The sequence below is a fragment of the Gilliamella apicola genome (genome assembly GCF_000599985.1).
GTDB lineage: Bacteria > Pseudomonadota > Gammaproteobacteria > Enterobacterales > Orbaceae > Gilliamella > Gilliamella apicola.
In genome coordinates this window covers 2,231,488-2,254,936 of record NZ_CP007445.1, presented here as the reverse complement: position 1 = coordinate 2,254,936, position 23,449 = coordinate 2,231,488, and the positions used below count along the sequence as shown (strand labels likewise).

The following is a 23,449-nucleotide window of genomic DNA, read 5'->3' as shown; positions in this document are numbered from 1 at the left end:
AAAAAAGTGTTGACGATTTGCCTGAACTTAAGCATAATGCGCCTCGCAGTGTTGGTTATGACGTTGCGAATGAGATGGCTACGTAGCTCAGCTGGTTAGAGCACATCACTCATAATGATGGGGTCACAGGTTCGAATCCCGTCGTAGCCACCATTAAGATTAGGTAGTACTTTTACCGGAAGTATTCAGTGCGGGTGTGGCGAAATTGGTAGACGCACCAGATTTAGGTTCTGGCGCCGCAAGGTGTGTGAGTTCAAGTCTCTCCACCCGCACCATTTAATCTTAATATTTATCCTTTATTGGGGTATAGCCAAGCGGTAAGGCAGCGGGTTTTGATCCCGCCATGCCCAGGTTCGAATCCTGGTACCCCAGCCATTACATTCTGCGTAATTTTTTAAGAAGCTCTAATCCGTTTAATCCTTAGGTTTATACCTCTTTATCGATTATTTATATGGATGTGGCAAAATTGGTAGATGCACCAGGTTTAGATTCTGGCGCTGTAAGGTAGGTGAGTTTAGGTCTCTTTATCCGCACCATTTTATCTTAATAATTATCCTTTATTGGGGTATAGCCAAGCGGTAAGGCAGCGGGTTTTGATCCCGCCATGCCCAGGTTCGAATCCTGGTACCCCAGCCATTTTATCCTGTATAATATATTAAAATTTTTTAATTTGATATATACTATTCTATCAATAGTGCAATGCGGGTATGGCGGAATTGGTAGACGCGCTAGATTCAGATTCTAGTTCCGGAAGGTGTGCGAGTTCAAATCTCACTACCCGTACCATATATTTATTTATAATGGGGTATAGCCAAGCGGTAAGGCAGCGGATTCTGATTCCGCCATTCCAAGGTTCGAATCCTTGTACCCCAGCCATAAACATTGATTCTCTGCATTTATTTAGTTAATTCTTTCCCAATGTTATTTGAGGTTATAAATAACATTAATTCATACTTCTTTTTGTTGTTTTTTCTTCTTAAATGCAATTTGTATTAATGAATATTATTACTAAAGTAAGAGTGGATAATGTTAATTTTTGTTACATAATCCTATTTTTTAAAAAAACTTGTATTAACTTAATCATGTTAATGTTGAGTTAAGCTAATTATTGTATAAAGTTTCTGTATATACTTTTAAAGTAAATATGTATTGAATATTGTTAGTAAAAACCCAATAGTCGATAAAACATAATTTTCTTGGTTATGTTGCGTTTTTAATCATAAAGTGATGCTTTTCATCTATGATGAAATAAAATATCAATAGGCTGTAGAGCGTCATTAGATACTTGATAATAAAAAATTAAAAATAGAAAAATGGTAATCTCAAAATAAATTTAGGTTCAATTAGTGTGAAATCTAAGCGTTAGAAAGGAATAATTAAAAGTCGATGTTCCGACACGAGTAAAAAATTAGCTCAAATTCATATAGAATTTATGATTAATTACATAAAATCTGTTTGTCGTTATTATAGAACTTTTATATCGCAATTTTTCTATAATAATTTAACAGAAGTACTATATTAATTATCAAGTCAGAATAAATTAGTAACCTAGTGGAAAAATGTTAGAAGCGTATAAAATCAAAATATAGTATAAGTAATCAAATAATATGACCCAAATCGAATATAGATAAGTAGTTAGTAATCAGTATTATTTTCATATTGATTTATGTATTTCTAATAAGTAATTTATATGCAAATAGTATATAAATTGCTGACAAAACAGAGATTTGTAAAATTAATCATTATCCACGATAGAACGTGAATAATGAATATATTATAAAAAAGTTCATACCTAGATTTAAAAACTGTCTGTCGTTTTATATCCTCCACCACCTGACGATGAACTTGATGAGTAACTACCGCGACTTGATGATGAACTACTACTGGATGATGAACTACTACTGGATGAAGAACTACTACGGTATGAAGACCCCCAAGAAGATGATTTTGATGAATTGCTAAATAATGATCCGATACTGCTTTGATGTAACGATGTTCTGTTTTCGATTTTTATTCGTACTCTATAGCTAAGTAGTGTCTCAACAATGGTAATCGGAAAAATCTCATTGTTTAATAATTTATTTAATAGTTCATTAAGATTATACGAAGATATCCTATATTCATATAAAGAACTGGAAATATTGTATTCCTTAAAAAGATGAAGTGTTTCATTAAAACGCTCATAGATTTTCATTAAATCTGAAGTTGTACTACGAAGATGAACAATATGATTTTCAGATTGCTTTATCTGTTTCTCTATTTCATAGAGCTTTTTAAGTAATATATCATCTCCTTTAGTTTTTGTTTGTAAGGTTAGCTGCTGAAGTCTATCAAAAGACTTGTGTTTTAAAAACTCAGCAAGTTGCAAAGAGAGTCTTTTAAACTCGAGGCTTTTTCCTGTTTGTGTTTCATTTAAAACATTATGATTTTCTTGTTTTTGTTGTTCTAGATTCGCTAAATCTTGCTCAATTTCTGCTAATTCAACTCTTATCGCTGGTATTTTCAAAACAGTTTCAACACTATGCTCTTTCTGTTCTTTTTGTTTTAATGCTAATTCATAAGATCTTTTTTGATTTTCGTAACGTGAGTTTGACTCCTTAAGTAATGAATTTATTAATTTGAAATTTTTGTAATTTTGAGAAAAATTAACAAATCTTGCTAACCATGCATCTAGGTTTTTTAAGATCCAAAAACCTTGGTAATTATTTTCACCATAGTTTCGGTTAATTAAATAATTAAAATACCTATTTTCGTTATATTGAACAAGTTTTTCCGAAAACTCGCTTTGAGACACTTCAAAGTTTTTGGTTTCTTTATCAAAGCGCTCTTTTTCGATAGTAAAGCGATTAAATAGCGATACATAATCGGGATCTTTTTCAAGTTGTAGCGTTTTTTCGGTTGTAAGTTCATCTAACCTTATCAAAATTTCTGTTAATTTTATCTGCTGCTTATCAATTTTTTTGTCTAAACTGTAAGATTCGCTTTTTAATTGCTTTAAAACATTTTGTAACTGGTCGATAATTTTTTGTATTTTAATATCGTTATTTTTAGGTGGTTCTAATAAATAGATGGTCGCAATTTTATTATAAATATTTGCTTGTTGAGTCTTTAAATCAAGTAATTTTTCATGTGTATCATGCAATTCTTGATTGGCTGAGTCTAAAGAAGCCTTAGTTGTTTGAGCTTGTTGATTTATGATGCTTTCAATTTTTCTTGTTTGCATGGTTTACCACTCTGAAATCCTGCCTGATTTAACTGAATTTGGACAGTTAAAAATTAAACGTCCTTTTGGTTTAGCACAAAGTTTGTTATTATCAATATGCCCATCATTTATTTTATCCTCTTTAACGTCATTAAATGTTTTTAAGGTAACTTGTTGACCAAACATCTCTACTAATTTGGTTTCACCCGTTTCGATGCTTTTTACCCATATTGATGTTGGCTTACCAGTTGGTGTTAATGCTTGAACAATTAAATACCAAGATTTACCATTAGTATTCTCATGAGTGCGTTCTACCCCAGATTTATGATCTGGATGGTCAACGATAGTCAACGTTAAATTAGTTTGTGCTAGTTTGATGTAGTAAGCCATCATTGTTTGATAATTTTCAACATTTTCAAAATTTAAATCTTTTAAATCAGCAAGTAATGATGTTTGAAGCGCAATAATGGGATCCATATCTGATTCAGGTACGTTTAATTCTAGTAACTGTTTGGTATCAGATTCAATTTTCTTTTCAAGAAATTCTGCGCGTTCAATTGAAGAATAAAGTGTTTCAATCCGATTAATATCAATATCTGTTTGACCTTGATTAAGATTATCAAGAATAGAATCGACAGCATTTTGTAAAATAGGGTACTTCTTACTTACATCATTAAATACTTGATTTTGAATTAATTTAGTTAATTTCTTATCCTTTTCAAGTAATTCATGCAATTGGATTATTTGTGAAGTGATTTCGGATAATTTAGTATTGATTGATTCGTCTGTCTCTTTTAAATATTTAAGTATATCTTCATCTTTCTGCGCTATTGAAGATATATCTGTCCCAGATTTTATTATAGAAGGAATAATATTTTGGTTGAGCAAATCGATAATTGAGTTTTTTAATTTCTTTATCGGAACTTGGCAAAAATTAATGGGATATTTGTCAATTTCAAGAAATTTTTTATTCAAATCATCTAAAGTACTTTTTGTGGATAAAATATGGTTATAAGTAATATCAATATTATTTCTTATTTTTTTTGCAAACGTTATTTCTGCAAAGTTAATTAAAGCTAAAGCAGATAAAATAATAAATATAATGGAATATAAAATGTTTCTCTTAATATAACATAAGGCAAGAAAATGCATGAACCAATTACGTTTAGGTACATTAAACCGCAAACGTTTATCAAACCAAAGATTAATTCCTTTTTCTATAAGACTATCATCAATAAATTGTCCTTTGGTTTGATAGTAATTTTTTATGTTTTCTTTCAATTTATCCCGCAAAACATTGCGATCAAGGTGCTCAAGTAATAATTGCTGCTTTTGATAAAGCTCATCAATTATTGCCATCGCACCTAATTGCTCACTAAGCTTAATTTCCGACATTAACTATTAACCTTTAAAATAATATTGTTAAAGCGTTGTTTTCCATCTTCAACAATACGATCTATTTCTTTTGCGTTTTCAATTGATTCATTTCGCAGCTCACTAATTAGCTGTTGGCTTGATTCTTGATAATTAACAATCGCTTCAACTAAAGAACGTAACGAATCGGCTTTGATGGTAGAACCATATCCTGCACGTAAGGCCTCTTCTAATTGTTTATTACCTACAGATGCTATACTTTCTATACCTTTATTCATACCATCTTTCAAAGCTTCTAAAGTTTTAGTACTTTCGCTCAAACCAGTTAAAGAGGTAATTGAAGCACTTAAAGCAGTAAACACAATTTCATTAGTTGAAAAAAAGTTAACGCTTTGTTGATATACTCGTTCTTTCACAGAAGTTGTTTGTTGTAAACGTGCAAATACTACTTCTGCTGAATTATAAGAAACAGTTAAATTATTCGCTAAATCTAAAATAATTTGATAACGGCTATCTTCTTGTTGAACATTACGTAATGCTTCATCTCTAATGAGTTCTAAACGCGCTCGCGCTACATGATCATCAGAATTGAAATTATCTACTTCGGCAATGGCTAATGATAATTTATTTTTACAATCTTCAAGGCGGGCTGTAGCCATTTTGACTAATTCTTCGGCGGTAATCTGTGCTTGTTTTAATCCAAATCTAAAATCCTGATAAGCATTTAAAATAATACGTTCACGTTCGACTTGATTACCTGTTTCTTTTGACACTTCTAGGTAGGTATCTTTGATAAGATTAAAACGATCTGGAATTGATCCTCGTTGAAGCCTCATCCAACCAATTTTGATCCTTTCAAAAAAGTCTAATCGACCATCATCAAGCCAACCTATCATTTTTTCCATATCAGTACGAATACTATCAAAATGATTAACTATTTTGGTATAACGCTGTGATACTTGAACACCATCAATTTGTTCTCGAACTACTTCATTAAACGCACTTTGTTGTTGCAGGGTACGTGCTATCGACATAACCCGATTTTTATCAATCTCGGTAACATTATCCAGTAATTTTAAAATTGGTGCATCGGTTTGAGGTTTAAGTATAATGCCGATTTTATTTAATACCTGTACCGCTCTATCGACATAAGTAACAACTTGGCTAGACATTTTTTAATCCTTTAAATTATTTTTATAAATTTATGAGTTAACTTAAAAAATTATATATCATTAACTTAAATTTAACAATTTACCATTGATTTAAAATAGAAATTATAAAAACTCTTTTTAATATAATTATTAAAATTTAATTAAACATATTCAAAAGAACGATTTATTTTCTTTAATGTTGTTATATCTTTTGTTGAAGAAGTTGAGGTATAAACATTATGATGATGAAAACTAATTAATGCATTTCCAAATGTTATAACTCCTGATAATCGTAAATCAGATAGTATTTACTTAAACAAATTTTAGTGGATCATTGTACTTGACATATTAAGCAGAAGATTTGAATGGTATGCATTTAATAATTGTGGTTCAGTCAAAACCAAAGGAAGTATAATATGGAAACTTTTAGCATCAAAAAACTATATAATAATTAAAATAGTAGTCAACAAATAGCCCACAAAAATATCTAGCAAAAAATATCATTTTCAGTTCAATCGGTATACTTTTAATGAGGGGCTAATAATAACTTTCCACGTGCTTGAACTGATATTTCACGTAGAAAGTTATGTAAGAAATTAACTTATTATTTATATAAATTTACATAAACGGTTTGTATTGTACCAGCTGGATTTGTCGATATTTCTTTCACATAATAGAAGTGTGCATCATTAGCAATTGCATATTTTTGAGCCTCAGCACTGATTTCAGCTGTATTATTGAATGAACCATGGAAACTAATTGTTTCATAAGGTGTCATTGTTTGAAACGCATCACTCGTGATTTCGTAAGCATCTTCACCTTCTATTGCTTTAGAAACAATGAAATCTCTTACTACTGCATCTTTTTTGTATAATGCAACATCAATGTCTTGCTCCTGATTTTTGATATCAGAAGGTGCAATAGAGTAAACATAAAAAGCATATGCATCCTTTTCTGCAGCTAATTTACTCGCGTCATTCATTATTTCGGCAGTATTATTATAATTACCTTTAAATTTGATAACTTCAAATGGAAGATAATAAAGGGCTTTAGCGCGCGGATAAAGAACGACACCATTTTGTGTCACTTCTTTTTTTTCCACAGCGACAGGTTGGTTAGATTGATAAATATCGGCGTAAACAACAGCGCTATCGGCTGAATTATTAGTCATTGCATTCTCAATAGATTTGATATGATAGTATTTTGCACCAGCTTCATCTGCAGCTCGAGAAATATCATCTGCTGCATTTTCAGCTTGTAAATATCTACCAGTTACCGAAATTTCTTTAAGTGGAATTAAGTTTTTTGCTTCTTGAGAGGTCAAAGCATCTGCTGCATAAACATTAGCAACTGGTAATGATAATAAAATAGCAAGAGTAATGGATGATTTGTTAAAACGTTTCATGATCATTTCCTTCATTTATAAATTATTAAAACTAAAGTTAATTTTTAACGCTTTTTTAAATTTGAAAAAAAAGCATAATTTACAGATATTTATATACGATCAAACTCTAAGATTTTTATGTCTATATCTACACATTTTTAATTGCGTTTAGCCATAAATCTTTATCTTAAAAATATAAGAGTAGTTTGTTTTAATATATTTGGATTTAATGAAACTCATAAAGAAATATATAGTAATAAATGAAACTTATAGAAACATTGTGCTAAAAATACAAAGATTACTGAAGAACGTTAATTAAAGTAGAAATATTTTTTTAAATTAGATTGCTGATTTTTCTTAAATTATGTTGCTTTTTGAATTGTATTAATAAATTGTATTATTATTTGAGCAGTTAGACCCCAGATAATATAATTATTATATTGATAAAAGTAAACTAAATGTTCAGATCTTTTTTGCCAGTCTTTTGGGCGATTGGGTAATAAGTTATAAGGAAAATCATTATCTGGTTTATGCCCAACTTGCATTGTAGCATGTACAGGTTGATTTTTTTAAACCACTCAAGCGGAACCGTAAAAATGCTTTCAACTTCGTCAAAGTTCAGTTTTAAATTATCTATAGAATCAATTTTACCTACAAATGGATAAATTATCATTCCTAGTGTGGCAATAAATTTAGGTAACTGACCTAAAATAGTAATTTCATTGCTTGAAAGTCCCAGTTCCTCACATGTTTCTCTTTTTGCCGTTTGTTCTGGATTTATATCTTCCATTTCAATTTTACCGCCAGGAAAGCAGATATCACCTGGTTGCCATTTGAGTTTATGAGATCTAATTTGAAATAACAAGTGTAATTGATTATCTACGTTCACAATTGGAATTAATACTGCGGCTTTATTATTGATTTGTTTAGGGTGCTTAACTGTTTTCAAAATATCCGTTATTTTTTCTAATGTGATCATAATATTTATTTTGTTTTTTAATTTAACGTTCTATTTACGTTATAATAATAAAATGTTAGATTGAAATTGTTTGTTAGTAGTACACGTGTTTTACTTGAATAATGCCATGCAATATTATATTAACAACATAAAAAAACAACTTAAAGATCTTGCTTTATTGAAACATGAACGTGCTCTTAATGCTATGTCAGAAGAATTTCAACATGTTTTTTCGTTTCTGCCGGCTCTTTTTCACTTTCATGACCCCAAACTTCCAGGCTATTTAAATGAAGATATGCCCAAGGGTATTGCATGTTATGAAATTTCTGAAACTATTTCTACCCAATTAAAAAATGATTTTAATTTTATTGCTCCATTAACAACTGTTAAACCTGACATTTCGGCTCTATATTCAATGGGTAGCACATGTTCAATTGGACAATCAGTTGCATCAGATTTGGATATTTGGATTTGCATTGAAAATAATTTATCAGCAGATAGAAAGTCATCTTTACAAAAAAAATGTCGTTTAATTGAGCAATGGGCTAAAGAATTAGGAATTAAATTAACTTTATTTGTTGTAGATGTCGATCGCTTTATTAATAAGCATCATGAATGTTTAATCGGTGAAAATTGCGGTTCGGCTCAACATATATTATTGTTAGAAGAGTTTTATCGTTCGGCCAACTTATTGGCAGGTAAATTATTATTATGGTTTGCAGTGCCTAGCGATTTAATTATTAATAACACAAAATATCCGACTTATGAAAAGTGTGTTCAAGCATTAATCGAGCAGAATATTATCATCCGTGATGAATGGATTGATTTTGGTCCATTAACTGGACTATCAGCAGAAGAATATTTTGGCGCCAGCTTATGGCAACTTTATAAAAGTATTGATTCTCCGTTTAAAGCTGTTTTGAAAACTTTATTACTTGAAGCTTATTCATGGATTTATCCTGAAAATAAACCGATCGCATATGAGATGCGTAGTTACATTCAAAAGGCAGAAATTTATCAAGGTTGCTATTTAGATTCGTACTATATGCTTTTGCAACGATTAACTGATTATCTTGTTGAAATTAAAGATTTTTCACGATTAGAACTGATTAGAACGTGTTTTTATTTAAAAGTTAATGAAAAATTATCTGTACCTAGTCGTTTGCCATCTTGGCGTCGAAAAGTCCTTGACGATTTAGTTAAACAATGGGGATGGAGTAAAGAGATTATTGCTAAATTAGATGCTAGCAATACTTGGAAAATAGAACAGGTTCGTGAAATACACGAAATATTATTGCAGACAATGATGACTGGTTATCGCAATTTACTAAATTTTGGTCGTCGTAATAATTTAGATTCATTAATTAGCCCACAAGACTTAGCAATATTAACACGTAAACTTTATGCATCTTTTGAAGTATTACCTGGTAAAATAACCACATTAAAACTAAATATTTCCAATAATTTACAAGAAGATACGCTTACATTTATTTATGTTAAAGAAGATAGGATAAATCGAGCAGGTTGGTATGTGTATAAACAAAAACCAATTTTAAATGACATCATTGGTCATCAATATATAGAATATAGTAAACATTTGGTTAAATTAGTTAGTTGGTGCTATTTTAATAATATGATTTGTGATTCAACGGAGTTTTATTATCATAATGGTGAAGATCGCGATAAGACTAAAATAACCCAATTTATTAAAGATTTAAAAGCATATTTTCCTATTAATGTTCCAACCGCAACCGAAGAACAACTTTATGGACCCTGCGAAATACGTCACTTAGCCATAATTTTAAATCTCGAAAACGATCCTACATTAAACTTAAATTTAGAAGATGAATTTAATTCGAACATATTAAATTATGGTGAAAATGAATTAAGCTTAGTTGGATCGATAGACTTATTATATCGTAATTCTTGGAATGAAATTCGTGTTTTACATTTTAATGGTAAATTATGTGTTCTTGAAGCTATAAAAGCGTTACTTAACCGAATGCATAAAGATGCAGATTTACCCAATTCATTGGAAATATTTTGTTATAGTCAATGCTTAAATAACCAAATTAGACAACAAATAAAAAAATTGATGGATGATTGCGTAGAACTGAGATTAAGTTCTACGATAAATAATTTAACTCAAGTTAAACCTTTGAGAATTGATGGTGAATCTTGGTATCTATTTTTTGAACGACTAGGTGTCTCTTTCCACCAATTTGAAAATGCCATTGATTTTTATGGTGCAGTGTCTAATAATAAAGCTCAAGGAAGACCATTAAATATACTAGATGAAACGAATGAACTGCCTAAAGAAATAGACAGCGTAGCCTATCAAGGTGTAATTCAGTTCTTTTTCGAAGATACCAACACGGGATTTGATCTTTATATTTTAAATGAGAATAATCAAATAGAAATATATCGAAATTGTAATGGTAGTAGAGAAAATATGGTCAAAGCCATTAATGATTTTTATGTTTTATCTGATGATAGATTTACTTTTACTACGAGTAGTTCTGTCAATTTCAATCTACCGCAATTTTATCAAATTACTTATAATAATGCTGGCGAACGAGAGATCTACTTATTGAATTAACACTGATCTGTAAAGTTACAGCATATTATAAAAAATTCAATAAAATTAATATTATTTATTATAAAAAATGTTTCAAAGGTATTTTGATATGAAAAAAATTATATTTCTATTAAAATAAATGGGAACTTTTTTCAAATTTAACAATCTAACTGTAAGTAAGCACATTTTGGGGCCACAAGCAGTTATTAACATAGTGAGGGTTGGCCTTTAATGGGGGAGCAAATAACAGACCAAGTATTAGTTGATCGCGTATTAAATGGGGACAAAAATGCGTTCAATTTGCTTGTTGTTCGTTATCAAAATAAACTCGCTCATTTGGTTTCTCGCTATGTTTCAGCTTCTGAGGTTCCAGATGTTGTGCAAGAAACTTTTATTAAGGCTTACCGCTCTTTAAGCCTATTTAAAGGTGAAAGTATATTTTATACATGGTTGTACAGAATAGCAGTTAATACAGCAAAAAATTATTTAATTTCTCAGGGGCGTCGGCCTCCATCATCAGATATTGATGCAAGTGAAGCCGAAAGTTATGACAGTGCAGAATCTTTAAGAGATATTGATAATCCAGAAAGTTTAGTACTTTCAAAAGAAGTTGGAAAAGTTGTATTTGAGGCAATTGAAGCGTTACCTGATGATTTAAAAACAGCTATTACATTGCGTGAAATTGATGGTTTAAGTTATGAAGAAATTGCCGAAATTATGGGTACACCTGTTGGTACAGTAAGATCACGAATTTTTAGAGCCCGTGATATTATTGATGAAAAGATTAAACCATTAATAACTGATTAAAATAATTTAATTTAAAGTAGCTATAAAATTAAGGTATCTACTATGCAAACAGAACAGAAACAGCAACTTTCATCCCTTATGGATGGTGAGCTTAAAGATGATCATTTCATTGATGCTGTATCAAAAGATGAAGACTTACAGGCATGTTGGCATCGCTACCATGTTGTAAGATCAGCTATGCGTGGTGAGCTACACAGTAGTACATTAACTTTAGATATTTCAAAGCAAGTTGCTCAAGCTATTGCTGATGAAAACTTATATTTTGAGATGACAGATCAGCCGATCCCAAATGAAGTCAATATACCAAAAGCTGAAAATCTATTTTGGCATCGTATAAAAGATGCGGTGGCAAAAGTCAGTCAAGTTGGATTGGCGGCTTGCGTAACGTTAGCAATTATTGCTGGTGTTCAATACCAACAAGGACAATCAGATAATCTAAATGGGGCTCCAACACTGAATACTTTACCAGTTGGAGTCAATGTTGCACCTGTTGGTGGTATTCAACAACAACATAACGATCAACAATTATTCGAAAAAAGACAATATGATAAAATTAGATTGCTTGTTCAGGATTATGAGTTACAAAAAAGACTTAATGCTCATTAACTTTTTATGAATTGTTCATTTTATTTAAATAAACTTAAAATTAAACAGAGTATAAAATTTATCATTACTCTGTTCTTGCTCTTATTTACTTTTACTGCGTATGCGGAAAACACCGATAAAGCATTAGAGTTGTTGAATAGTATGCACAAAGCTGTTAAGACAAGCAATTATCAAATTCATTTGCTTTCTCAAGACAAAGATCAATATGCTACCACTTATGAATATTCTCATTTAGGATCAGAAAAACAAGATGATATCAAAGCTCAATTACTTTATCTTGAAGGTCCAGCAAAAGAAATTATTCTCAACAATGGAATAACCAGTTATTTTCAACCAGATAGTGCTTCTTTTTCTATAACTAGCCCACGTATTACCGAAGCCTTTCCCGATGTGATTTATAATGATTTCAGTCAATTGGTTGATATTTATGATTTCATTTTATTGGGTAAAACTAGAACAGCTAATCGCAGTGCGCAATTAGTAAAAATAATTGCTAAAGACAAAGATCGTTATAGTTATATTATTTGGATTGATGATGAAAATTATTTACCTCTTCGAATTGACTTGCTTGATCAAAATGGTGAAATTATAGGTCAACAAAAAGTAGTTGATTTAGACGAAAAGTTCGATCCAAAAGAGATTAAAGAATATATAGACAGTCGCAATTATCCTATCTTATTATCAATTGAAAAACAAAATGACATATTAGACGTTTGGCATTTAGCATGGTTACCTAAAGGGTTTAAAGAAATTGCTGCTTATAATGTTAATTTTTATAATTCTGATATTGCAACTAAATTGTTTTCAGATGGTGTGTTTTCCTTTACAGTTAATGTGTCTTCGGAACAATCAAACCAGTTAAATCAGCTTATTATGCAAGGTGATAGAACAATTTTTTCGACAAATATTAATAATAAAAATATTATTATTATTGGTAATTTGCCTAAAGTTACTATTGAACGTATAGCCCAAAATATTGTCGAGAAATAATCGCAAAACTTTCGATAACACTATGCTTGGCGGTTATTAATGTGTAAAATGTGCCTTTTCTATTTTTCGTGATTATCTTACCTGTTATTTTTGATAATAACATTTCAGGTAATTAACAGTATATAACTAAAATATAATTTATTGATATGAATAAAAATATCCGCAATTTTTCAATCATTGCTCATATTGACCATGGTAAATCAACGCTTTCAGATCGTATTATCCAAATTTGTGGAGGACTTTCTGATCGCGAAATGGAAGCACAGGTTCTTGATTCAATGGATCTTGAACGTGAACGTGGTATTACAATTAAAGCACAAAGTGTTACGTTAGATTACCATGCAAATGATGGTCAAACATATCAGCTTAATTTTATTGATACTCCTGGGCATGTAGACTTTTCTTATGAAGTTTCTCGTTCACTTGCAGCATGTGAAGGCGCATTATTAGTTGTTGATGCAGGACAAGGCGTTGAAGCGCAAACCCTTGCAAATTGCTATACGGCTTTAGATATGAATTTAGAAGTTGTTCCAGTGCTTAATAAAATTGATTTACCTGCGGCAGAACCTGAACGTGTAGCTGAAGAAATTGAAGATATTGTCGGTATTGATGCAAGTAATGCGGTTCGTTGTTCTGCCAAAACAGGTGTGGGTGTGGCAGATGTATTGGAACAATTAGTAAAAGATATTCCTCCACCTGAGGGAGATTCAAATGCGCCACTACAAGCACTAATTATTGACTCATGGTTTGATAACTATTTAGGCGTCGTATCTTTAATTCGTATCAAAAATGGCGAATTACACAAAGGTGATAAAATTAAAGTTATGAGTACTGGCATGACTTATAATGTTGATCGTCTTGGCATTTTTACACCTAAACAAGTTGATAAAGAAACTTTAAATTGTGGTGAAGTTGGCTGGGTAGTTTGTGCCATTAAAGATATTTTAGGGGCGCCAGTAGGTGATACTTTAACATTAGCTAAAAGTCCAGCAGATAAACCACTACCTGGTTTTAAAAAGGTCAAACCTCAAGTTTATGCTGGTTTATTTCCAACCAGCTCTGATGATTATGAAGCATTCCGTGATGCATTGGGCAAATTAAGTTTGAATGACGCATCGCTATTTTATGAACCAGAAAATTCTGGCGCTTTAGGATTTGGTTTTCGTTGTGGTTTCCTTGGTTTATTACATATGGAGATCATACAAGAGCGTCTGGAGCGCGAATATAATCTTGATCTTATTACTACAGCACCAACAGTAGTTTATGAAGTTTTAACAACTTCAAATGAAATTATTTACGTTGATAGTCCTTCTAAACTTCCAGCAGTAAATAACATTCAAGAACTACGAGAGCCAATCGCCGAATGTAATATATTGGTTCCACAAAACTATTTAGGTAATGTAATTACATTATGTGTTGAGAAACGTGGTGTGCAGACTAATATGGTTTATCACGGTAATCAAGTTGCATTGACTTATGAAATTCCAATGACAGAAGTAGTTTTAGACTTTTTTGATAAATTAAAATCTACTTCTCGTGGTTATGCTTCATTGGATTATAGTTTTAAACGATTCCAAATTGCTGATATGGTACGATTAGATGTATTAATCAATGGTGAACGTGTTGATGCATTAGCATTAATTACTCACAGAGATAATGCGCCTTATCGAGGACGAGAATTAGTGGAAAAAATGAAAGACCTTATTCCTCGTCAGCAATTTGATATCGCTATTCAAGCCGCTATTGGTAATCATATTATTGCTCGTTCAACGGTTAAACAATTACGTAAAAACGTATTAGCTAAATGTTATGGTGGTGATGTTAGCCGTAAAAAGAAACTTTTACAGAAGCAAAAAGAAGGTAAAAAACGCATGAAACAAGTCGGTAATGTTGAGTTACCACAAGAAGCGTTTTTAGCTATTTTACATGTGGGAAAAGATTAATCAGTTAAAGAGGTAAAAAATGGCTGGGACATTTGCCATAATACTAACAGTAGCTACATTGATTACAGCAATCTTCTGGTTTTTAGAAAAATTTAGATGGAAACCAGCAAGACAACGAAAAGTTGAAGAGGTTCGCAAACAACATAATGGCGAAATTGATGGGAAAATACTTGCAGAAGTAGGTAAACCTAAAGGTTGGGTTGAAAGTATATCATCCTTCTTTCCTGTTTTGTTTGTTGTATTTGTGATTCGTTCATTTCTATTTGAACCTTTTCAAATACCATCAGGTTCAATGATGCAAACTTTACTTATTGGTGACTTTATTGCAGTTCAAAAGTATTCTTATGGATTGAGAGATCCTATTACTAATACAGTATTAATCTCTACAGGTCACCCTAAACGAGGTGATGTTGCTGTATTTAAACATCCAAATAATCCTCAAATGGATCTGATTAAACGGGTTGTTGGATTGCCTGGAGATAAAATTGTATATCTCATTAACGAGAAGAAAGTACTGATTTATCCTGCTTGCCAAACTAATGATGCAAATTGTGTTGGTGGACAAAAATCTGAACCATTAGACTTACATTATACGCAACCACAACCAAGCAATTGGAAAGAAGTGCATCAAGAATTTAAAACAAGTCCGAACTTTTATACATTAGAGCAATATGCAGATAAAGGTATTGTCGATTCTCAATCTGTTGTCGCACTTAATATGAATATACAACAAGAAACGTTAGGCGATAAACCTCATGAAATTTTAACCACCCAAGGTTCACATGAGGATCCTAATTATTTTTATCGCCAAAATGGTCAACCAATTGCTACATGGATAGTACCTAAGGATCACTATTTTATGATGGGTGATAATCGAGATAATAGTGGTGATAGTCGTTATTTTGGCTTTGTACCTGAACAAAATTTTGTTGGACGTGCAACAGCAATTTGGATCAGTTTTGAAAAACAACCAGATGAATGGCCAACAGGCATCCGATTTAGCCGTATTGGTGGTATACATTAATTGCAATGATAATGAAAAAATTTAATCAAATACAACAATCAATTGGTTACCAATTTAATAATTTAGCTTTATTAGAGTTGGCACTTACTCATCGTAGTGCTAACAAGTTACATAATGAACGTTTAGAGTTTTTAGGTGATTCGATTTTAAGCTTTGTGATAGCTAACGAACTATATGAGCGTTTTGTCAAACAAGATGAAGGTGATTTGAGTCAAATGCGTGCAACACTTGTTTGTGGGCAAACACTGGCTGAAATGGGTAAAGAATTTAAATTAGGTGATTATCTTATTCTTGGTCAAGGCGAGTTAAAAAGTGGCGGCTTTCGTCGTGACTCGATTATTTCTGATGCCGTTGAAGCTATTATTGGTGCTATTTATTTAGATAGCAATATCGAAACAGTACGACGCTTAATTTTGACGTGGTATCAAACTCGATTGAACCAAATTCAACCTGGTATTAAACAAAAAGATGCCAAAACACGCTTACAAGAATATCTGCAAGGCATTCATTGTGAGCGCCCATGTTATTTAATTCTTGAAGTAACAGGTGATAATCATGAGCAAGAATTCTTAATTCAATGCAAACTTGAGAATGATAGCCGTGAATATTTAGGGCGAGGTCTAAGCCGTCGCAAAGCCGAGCAAGCAGCTGCTCAAGAAGCACTTAATCAATTAGGTATAAAATGACAAAAACAACACAACATTGTGGATTTGTCGCCATAGTAGGTCGACCAAATGTAGGTAAATCAACATTATTAAATCAACTACTAGGCCAAAAAGTTTCTATAACATCGCGTAAAGCGCAAACAACACGTCACCGAATTATTGGTATTGATACTCAAGATAATGATCAGATTATTTATATTGACACTCCGGGCTTGCACATAGAAGAAAAAAGAGCGATTAATCGTTTAATGAATCGTGCTGCAAGTAGCTCAATTGGTGATGTCGAATTAGTAATTTTTGTTGTTGAAGGTACACATTGGAATGATGACGATGAAATGGTTGCCAACAAACTTAAAGATTGCAAATGCCCAGTATTGTTGGTAATTAATAAAATTGACAATGTTATCGACAAAACTCAATTATTACCGCATATTCAAGAAATCAGCCAAAAAGTTAATTTTCTTGATGTCGTGCCAATTAGCGCTGAAAAAGGTGATGGCGTTGATATTATAAAAAAAATTGTTAAAACACATTTGCCAGAGGGCGAACATCATTTTCCGGAAGATTATATCACCGATCGCTCTCAACGATTCATGGCGTCCGAAATTATTCGTGAAAAGTTAATGCGCTTTTTAGGTGATGAGTTGCCATATTCAGTTACGGTTGAAATTGAACAATTCAAAGTTGATGAACGTAATGGAATGTATCGTATCAACGGCTTAATATTAGTTGAAAGAGATGGTCAAAAGAAAATGGTCATTGGCAACAAAGGTGAAAAAATCAAAAAAATTGGTATAGAAGCCCGCAAAGATATGCAAACATTTTTTGACAACAAAGTACATTTAGAGCTTTGGGTTAAAGTTAAAGCGGGTTGGGCCGATGATGAGCGCGCATTGCGTAGCTTAGGTTATAGTGATGATTAAGCCAAACTTAACCAAACAAAAATCAGGCAAACATTTTGCCTGATTTTTTATCTATTAAATAATCTTAGAAGCTGTGTTCTTTTGATTATTAATTTCTTAAAAATTTTAATCGCTATACCCAATCCTTTTTATTTAAAAGTTAATTAATTTATATTCATAACAGCGTTGTTAATTAACGGCACAGCTACTATCTAACTTATTTTTTAGTTAAATATTTAAGTTTGCCCATAATAGGCATTTTTACCGTGCTTACGATAATAGTGTTTATCCAATAATTCTTGTTGGATTTTAATACCGATATTCAGATTGCGGGTCGCTAGTGCCATAGCAGCAATTTCTTCTAAAACAACCGCATTATGTACGGCATCATCAGCATTTTTTCCCCATCCAAAAGGACCATGCCCAGACACAAGAACACTAGGTATTGCCATAAAATCAATATTGCGTTTATTAAACTCCTCAATAATGACTTTCCCCGTATTGAGTTCATAATTATTAGTTATTTCAGTTGGTGTTAATAAGCGCGTACAAGGAATATCACCATAAAAATAATCTGCATGAGTAGTTCCTAAAGCAGGGATATCTAATCCTGCTTGTGCCCAAATTGTTGCATTACGGGAATGAGTGTGAATAACTCCGCCAATTTGTTCAAACGTTTTATAAAGTTCAATATGCGTTTGGGTATCGCTTGAAGGATTTAGTTTACCTTCAATTTTCTTTCCATCAAGATCAATTATGACAATGTCTTCTGTTGTCAATTTATCATAAGGAACGCCAGATGGCTTAATGGCAATGACACCATTATCTCTATCAATTTCTGATACATTTCCCCATGTAAAGGTTACAAGTTGATAATAAGGTAATAATAAATTTGCGGCTAAAACGCGTTCTTTTAATTGAGTAAACATACCAAGCATCCTGTTTAATAATGAATAGAAAAACTACTGTTCATATAGGACAATACCAATCTGCATTGTCCTTAATGCATTACTTTTGCTAATAATCATCACCTATATGACACAATTTCTTGCCTGACATCAGATTTTTTTCGATTCGCTCAAGGGAAATGTTTTTTGTCTCGGGTACGAAGAAAATAACAATAAAAATAAATAAAACATTCATGCCGGTATATAACCAAAATGTTTGTGCAACACCGATATTATTTAATAATGTAAGGAACGTTGCTCCAATAATCATATTTGAAATCCAGTTTGTAGCTGTAGAACAAGTTACACCAAAATCACGACTTTTAAGTGGTTGTATTTCAGAACACAAAATCCATACAACAGGTGCCGCACTCATTGCGTAACCACCAATACACATAATTGCCATACCGACAGCAGCATAGGACGTGAGTGATGATGCGTTACCATTTTCAATAAGTTGCAAACAAATACCTAATATCAAAGTACCTAATGCCATAATACCAAATCCAACTTTTAGAATTGGTTTTCGACCCAGTTTATCAACCGTAAAAATCGCAATAAACGTTGCTAATACAAAGGTCAATCCGACAATTATTGTTGCAATCATTTGTTGTTGTGTACTTTCAAAGCCTGCAAGGCTAAAAATTTTAGGTGCGTAATACATAATGATATTCATCCCGGTAAACTGTTGCATCGCTTGTAAAGCCATACCAAGATAAACTGTTCGGCGAACATTCTTGTTTACTTTAAACAATGTCCATCCTTCCTGTTTTTCTTTTAAACTATCTTTAATATCATTAAATTCTTGCTCAATTTTTTCAGGATCGCTACGGATCGACTTTAAAACCTGCTCAGTTTCATTTAAGCGTCCTTTGGATGCCAACCATCTAGGACTATTAGGAAGAAAAATAACAACAATAAATAAAATAATTGCTGGTACAGAAATAATACCCAGCATCATTCGCCAATTACCCGTGTAACTAAAATAAGTATCGGATAAAAAAGCTACCAAAATACCAACTGTTACCAAAAGCTGATAAGCTGCAATCATTTTTCCCCGGATATTTTCTGGTGCCATTTCAGAAAGATAAAGTGGTGCGGTGTATGATGCTATACCAACGGCAAAACCTAAAATAACTCGCCAAACCAGTAGTACTTCTACATTAGGTGCTAAAGCAGATCCAAAGCAACTTACAATAAAAAACAAAGCTCCCGCTAATAAACTATATTTTCTTCCTAAATAGAAAGATAACCACCCATTAGACAATGCTCCTAAAGCAGCCCCCAACATCATTGAACTTACTACCCATTCTTGTAGTTGAGTCGTTAATTCAAATTGAATTGTGATGAATGGTAAAGCTCCTGCAATAACACCAATATCCAAACCAAACAATAATCCCGCCATTGCAGCGGAAAAGCCAATCAAGAAAGTCATCTTTTTGGCAGAATCTTTTGCCATTTCATTCGTCGCTAAAAGCGTATTTATACTCATGTTTTTTACCCTTTTATTCTGTGATTTTGGAAATAATTGGAAAAAAATATTTCCAATTATTAGATTAAAATGAAGTTATCAAGCATAAGGATTACAATACGCAATCTCATTCCAACGTAATTCATTTCTAAAATCATTGATTCTTGTGTCACCATCAATAACGAGAAGTTCAATATTATGCAGTTGTGCATAAAGTCTAAAATAGTCCATTGAAAGTGCCTGGGTATAAACTGAATGATGTGCAGCACCTGCTAAAATCCATGCTTCAGCAGATACATTAAGTGATGGTTTTGGTCTCCAAACTGCACAAGCTACAGGTAATTTGGGTAGTGTATAAGGCTGTTTAATTGTTTCGAGCTCATTTGCGACTAATCTGAAACGATTACCGATATCGATCAAACTTGCATTTATTGCTAAACCTGGTTTTGATGGAAAAATAAGCCGTGCAGGATCAGCTTTATTGCCAATACCTAAATGTTGGATATCTAACAAAGGTTTTACTCCATCATCTATAATCGATGGACAAACTTCTAACATATGTGAACCGACAACCAATTCATTACCTTTAGTAAAATCATAGGTATAATCTTCCATAAATGCAGTACCACCTGTAAGGCCTTTTGCCATTAATTTCATAGTACTAAGTAAGGCTGCGGTTTTCCAATCTCCTTCACCAGCAAAGCCATAACCTTTAGCCATTAATCTTTGTACGGCAAGACCTGGTAATTGCTTCATACCATATAAGTCTTCAAACGTTGTAGTGAATCCGGAATAGTTACCTTGTTTTAAGAATTGCTCAATTCCCAATTCAATTCTTGCTGCATCAATTAGATTTTGTCTTTTTTCACCATTAATTTGTGCAATAGGGGTGAGTTGGTAAAGTGTTTCGTATTCCTCAATTAACTGATTGATTTGGCTATCATTAATTGAATTAATTACTGACACTAAATCACCAACGGCATGGGTATTGACCGAATAACCAAATTTAATTTGTGCAGAAACTTTATTACCTTCTGTTACCGCAACTTCCCGCATATTGTCGCCAAATCTAACAATTTTCATGGTTTTTTCGGCATCAATTGCAACACAAACTCGCATCCATCGTGCAATTTGATCATGCACATCTTTATCTTTCCAATAACCCGTTACCAGGGAATGAGGTAGGCGCATACGAGAACCAATAAAACCAAATTCGCGCCCACCGTGTGCAGTTTGATTGAGATTCATAAAATCCATATCCATTGAATCCCAAGGAACGACTTCATTAAATTGAGTATGAAGTTGTAAAAGAGGCTTTTGTAAATGATTTAATCCATTAATCCACATTTTAGCTGGTGAAAACGTATGTAACCACGTTATTAATCCAACACACTTTGAAGAATAGTTAACTTCCTGACAAAGGCTGTATATATCGTCAGGTTTTGTCGCAAGTGGTTTAAGTATAATCTTTACCGGTAATTTTGCTTCTTTATTAAAATAATCCGTTACCTGTTGGATATTCTTTTTTATTTGTTCAAGTGCTTCTGGTCCATAAAGGTGTTGACTACCAGCAACAAACCAAATTTCAGCTTCTTCATAAACAAACATAATGGACTCCTTTAGAATTTATTCACATTGTTGGTAAAACTAAGCGTTATAGTTTGGTTCACTAGAAGCTGACCAAACTAAATACTTTTCATATAATTGTTGATATTTTTGTACTCTATTCTCATTAGGGGTGAATGTGGTTTCGAGCTTACTGGACATCCTACTTTGAGCGCTTGGGATATCTGTATAGACATTAGCTGAGACTGCGGCAAATATTGCAGCGCCTAATGCGCAACATTGTTCTGAACTCACCACTGTCAGTGGTCTATTCATTACATCAGCACAAGTTTGCATGATGATGGGCGATTTTTTAGCTATTCCTCCTAATGCAACAATGTCATTAACTGGTACATGTTGATTAATAAAACATTCCATAATGGCTCTTGCGCCGAAAGCAGTTGATAAAATCAAACTACCAAATAAGGTGGCAGCATCAGTTGAAATAGTTAAATTGGTAATAACACCTTTAATTCTTTGATTAGCGTAAGGGGTTCTTCGACCATTGAACCAATCAAGGGTGATTGGGATAGTATCTAAATTTGGATTTTCGGCCCAAGCTTGTGCAATATCGCTTAGAAAATTATGTTTTAAAGTTTGTACAGTCGATTGCAATTCTGGTGAAGTTGAAATCAATTTTTCTAACGGCCAACACAACAGTTTTTGAAACCATGCATATATATCTCCAAAAGCGGATTGACCTGCTTCAAGACCGATAAAATTTGGCATTACACTACCATCAACTTGGCCACAAATACCTTTAATTGAACGATTAGCAATGACAGCTTGCTCAGCTAATAAAATATCGCAGGTCGAAGTACCAATTACTTTCACTAACGTATAAGGTTTTGCACCAGCACCAACGGCACCCATATGGCAATCAAATGCACCACCAGCAATAACGACCGTTGGTGGTAAACCTAATTTTTCAGCCCACTCTTGGGTAATTGTCCCCACTTTTTTGTCAGCAGTATAAGTTTCTTCAAATAAAGGATAAGGTAAAGCAGTAACTAAGACAGGATCGATTTTTTCAAAAAAGTCATAAGGTGGTAGTCCATTCCATTCTTCGCTCCAAAAACACTTATGACCTGCAGCACATCTACCACGCTTTATCTCGTTCGGTGCGGTTGTTCCTGATAATAAAGCAGGTACCCAATCACAAAGTTCAATCCAAGATGCAGAAGCATTTTTCACGTCACTATCTTGACGAAAAATATGCATAATTTTGGCCCAAAACCATTCCGAAGAATACACTCCACCGCAATATTCTAAATATTTTGCATAACGGTCATCTTTGCAAACGTTATTAATCTCTTCTGCTTCATTTACTGAAGTATGATCTTTCCACAAAATAAACATAGCGTTAGGATTATCCATAAACTCTGGTTTTAAAGCTAAAACATCCCCATTTTCATCAATTGGGGCAGGAGTAGAGCCAGTTGAATCTACACCAATTGCAACTACATTTTGTGCATCTGATTTAAGTTGTTTTACAACAGATTGTATTGATTGAGTCATTGACTCAATATAATCAAGTGGATGATGTCTAAATTGATTTTTTTTAGGATCACAAAACTGACCTTTAGCCCAACGTGGGTAATAAATGACTTCTGTGGCTAATTCTTTTCCATTCTGGCAATCGACGGCTAATGCCCTGACAGAATCGCTACCAAAATCTAATCCAATGGTTATTTTTTTATTCATCCGCTAACACCTCTAAGAAAAATCAAATCGAGTTTTTAGGAGAATAGTTAATTTTGGATAAAACAAGTAGGTGTATTATTGCTATAAATATAGACGATTTTGCACACCTAATTTGTTTTGTGATGAAGATCTCACAAT

17 protein-coding genes and 6 tRNA genes are annotated in these 23,449 nt (G+C 32.6%); 14 read left to right on the top strand and 9 right to left on the bottom strand.

Annotated features, from left to right (window positions below):
* Positions 1-76: 76 nt before the first annotated feature.
* The 6 genes from GAPWK_RS10125 (at position 77) to GAPWK_RS10095 (ending at position 876) form a co-directional block, all read left to right on the top strand.
* Positions 77-153: transfer RNA gene (locus GAPWK_RS10125), tRNA-Met, on the top strand.
* 37 nt (positions 154-190) lie between these two features.
* Positions 191-275: transfer RNA gene (locus tag GAPWK_RS10120), tRNA-Leu, on the top strand.
* 25 nt (positions 276-300) lie between these two features.
* Positions 301-375, top strand: a tRNA-Gln gene (locus tag GAPWK_RS10115).
* 186 nt (positions 376-561) lie between these two features.
* A tRNA-Gln gene (locus GAPWK_RS10105) sits at positions 562-636 on the top strand.
* A 65-nt stretch (positions 637-701) separates the two neighbouring features.
* Positions 702-786, top strand: a tRNA-Leu gene (locus tag GAPWK_RS10100).
* A 15-nt stretch (positions 787-801) separates the two neighbouring features.
* Positions 802-876 (top strand) — tRNA-Gln (locus GAPWK_RS10095).
* Between the two features lie 922 nt (positions 877-1,798).
* Here the strand turns inward: GAPWK_RS10095 and GAPWK_RS10090 are convergent.
* The 5 genes from GAPWK_RS10090 to GAPWK_RS10070 form a co-directional block, all read right to left on the bottom strand.
* Positions 1,799-3,223, bottom strand: a complete 1,425-nt coding sequence (locus GAPWK_RS10090; RefSeq protein WP_025316112.1) for a hypothetical protein — start codon at positions 3,221-3,223, stop codon at positions 1,799-1,801.
* Between the two features lie 3 nt (positions 3,224-3,226).
* Positions 3,227-4,597: a DUF6384 family protein gene (locus GAPWK_RS10085; RefSeq protein ID WP_025316111.1), complete on the bottom strand. Its 1,371-nt coding sequence runs from the start codon at positions 4,595-4,597 to the stop codon at positions 3,227-3,229.
* The gene (locus GAPWK_RS10080) at positions 4,597-5,748 is read right to left on the bottom strand and encodes a hypothetical protein (protein ID WP_025316110.1); all 1,152 of its coding nucleotides are present in this window, start codon (positions 5,746-5,748) and stop codon (positions 4,597-4,599) included. Before GAPWK_RS10080 ends, GAPWK_RS10085 begins: the two co-directional genes overlap by 1 nt.
* Before the next feature lie 583 nt (positions 5,749-6,331).
* Positions 6,332-7,132 carry a YdgH/BhsA/McbA-like domain containing protein gene (locus tag GAPWK_RS10075; RefSeq protein WP_025316109.1) on the bottom strand — a complete coding sequence of 267 codons (801 nt, stop codon included), beginning with the start codon at positions 7,130-7,132 and terminating at the stop codon, positions 6,332-6,334.
* 433 nt (positions 7,133-7,565) lie between these two features.
* On the bottom strand, positions 7,566-8,090 hold the full coding sequence (locus GAPWK_RS10070; RefSeq protein ID WP_051516273.1) for an NUDIX hydrolase: 525 nt from the start codon (positions 8,088-8,090) through the stop codon (positions 7,566-7,568).
* Positions 8,091-8,196: 106 nt separating this feature from the next.
* On the opposite strand from GAPWK_RS10070, the gene GAPWK_RS10065 reads away from it, so the two are divergent.
* The 8 genes from GAPWK_RS10065 to era all read left to right on the top strand — a co-directional run bounded on the left by GAPWK_RS10065 (position 8,197) and on the right by era (position 17,605).
* Positions 8,197-10,668: a class I adenylate cyclase gene (locus tag GAPWK_RS10065; protein WP_025316108.1), complete on the top strand. Its 2,472-nt coding sequence runs from the start codon at positions 8,197-8,199 to the stop codon at positions 10,666-10,668.
* 210 nt (positions 10,669-10,878) lie between these two features.
* On the top strand, positions 10,879-11,454 hold the full coding sequence (gene rpoE / locus GAPWK_RS10060; RefSeq protein ID WP_025316107.1) for an RNA polymerase sigma factor RpoE: 576 nt from the start codon (positions 10,879-10,881) through the stop codon (positions 11,452-11,454).
* A gap of 42 nt (positions 11,455-11,496) precedes the next feature.
* Positions 11,497-12,060, top strand: coding sequence for an RseA family anti-sigma factor (locus tag GAPWK_RS10055; RefSeq protein WP_025316106.1), 564 nt, complete (start codon positions 11,497-11,499; stop codon positions 12,058-12,060).
* A 6-nt stretch (positions 12,061-12,066) separates the two neighbouring features.
* Positions 12,067-13,050 (top strand): MucB/RseB C-terminal domain-containing protein, encoded by a 984-nt coding sequence (locus GAPWK_RS10050; protein WP_025316105.1) that lies wholly within the window; start codon positions 12,067-12,069, stop codon positions 13,048-13,050.
* Positions 13,051-13,196: 146 nt separating this feature from the next.
* Entirely contained in the window at positions 13,197-14,993 is a 1,797-nt protein-coding gene (gene lepA / locus GAPWK_RS10045; RefSeq protein ID WP_025316104.1) for a translation elongation factor 4, read from the top strand.
* 19 nt (positions 14,994-15,012) lie between these two features.
* Positions 15,013-16,017 carry a signal peptidase I gene (gene lepB, locus GAPWK_RS10040; protein WP_025316103.1) on the top strand — a complete coding sequence of 335 codons (1,005 nt, stop codon included), beginning with the start codon at positions 15,013-15,015 and terminating at the stop codon, positions 16,015-16,017.
* A gap of 8 nt (positions 16,018-16,025) precedes the next feature.
* Positions 16,026-16,703, top strand: a complete 678-nt coding sequence (rnc, locus tag GAPWK_RS10035) for a ribonuclease III (RefSeq protein WP_370531448.1) — start codon at positions 16,026-16,028, stop codon at positions 16,701-16,703.
* Positions 16,700-17,605: a GTPase Era gene (gene era, locus GAPWK_RS10030; RefSeq protein WP_025316101.1), complete on the top strand. Its 906-nt coding sequence runs from the start codon at positions 16,700-16,702 to the stop codon at positions 17,603-17,605. The genes rnc and era overlap by 4 nt, the downstream gene beginning before the upstream one ends.
* Before the next feature lie 215 nt (positions 17,606-17,820).
* On the opposite strand, the gene GAPWK_RS10025 is transcribed toward era, so the two are convergent.
* From GAPWK_RS10025 to GAPWK_RS10010, 4 genes are all read right to left on the bottom strand, one after another.
* Complete coding sequence (locus tag GAPWK_RS10025; protein ID WP_025316100.1) at positions 17,821-18,513, bottom strand: L-ribulose-5-phosphate 4-epimerase; 693 nt, start codon at positions 18,511-18,513, stop codon at positions 17,821-17,823.
* A gap of 88 nt (positions 18,514-18,601) precedes the next feature.
* On the bottom strand, positions 18,602-19,990 hold the full coding sequence (locus GAPWK_RS10020; RefSeq protein ID WP_238551161.1) for a sugar porter family MFS transporter: 1,389 nt from the start codon (positions 19,988-19,990) through the stop codon (positions 18,602-18,604).
* 111 nt (positions 19,991-20,101) lie between these two features.
* Entirely contained in the window at positions 20,102-21,610 is a 1,509-nt protein-coding gene (gene araA / locus GAPWK_RS10015; protein ID WP_025316098.1) for an L-arabinose isomerase, read from the bottom strand.
* Positions 21,611-21,649: 39 nt separating this feature from the next.
* Positions 21,650-23,311: a ribulokinase gene (locus GAPWK_RS10010; RefSeq protein ID WP_025316097.1), complete on the bottom strand. Its 1,662-nt coding sequence runs from the start codon at positions 23,309-23,311 to the stop codon at positions 21,650-21,652.
* Positions 23,312-23,449 lie beyond the last annotated feature (138 nt).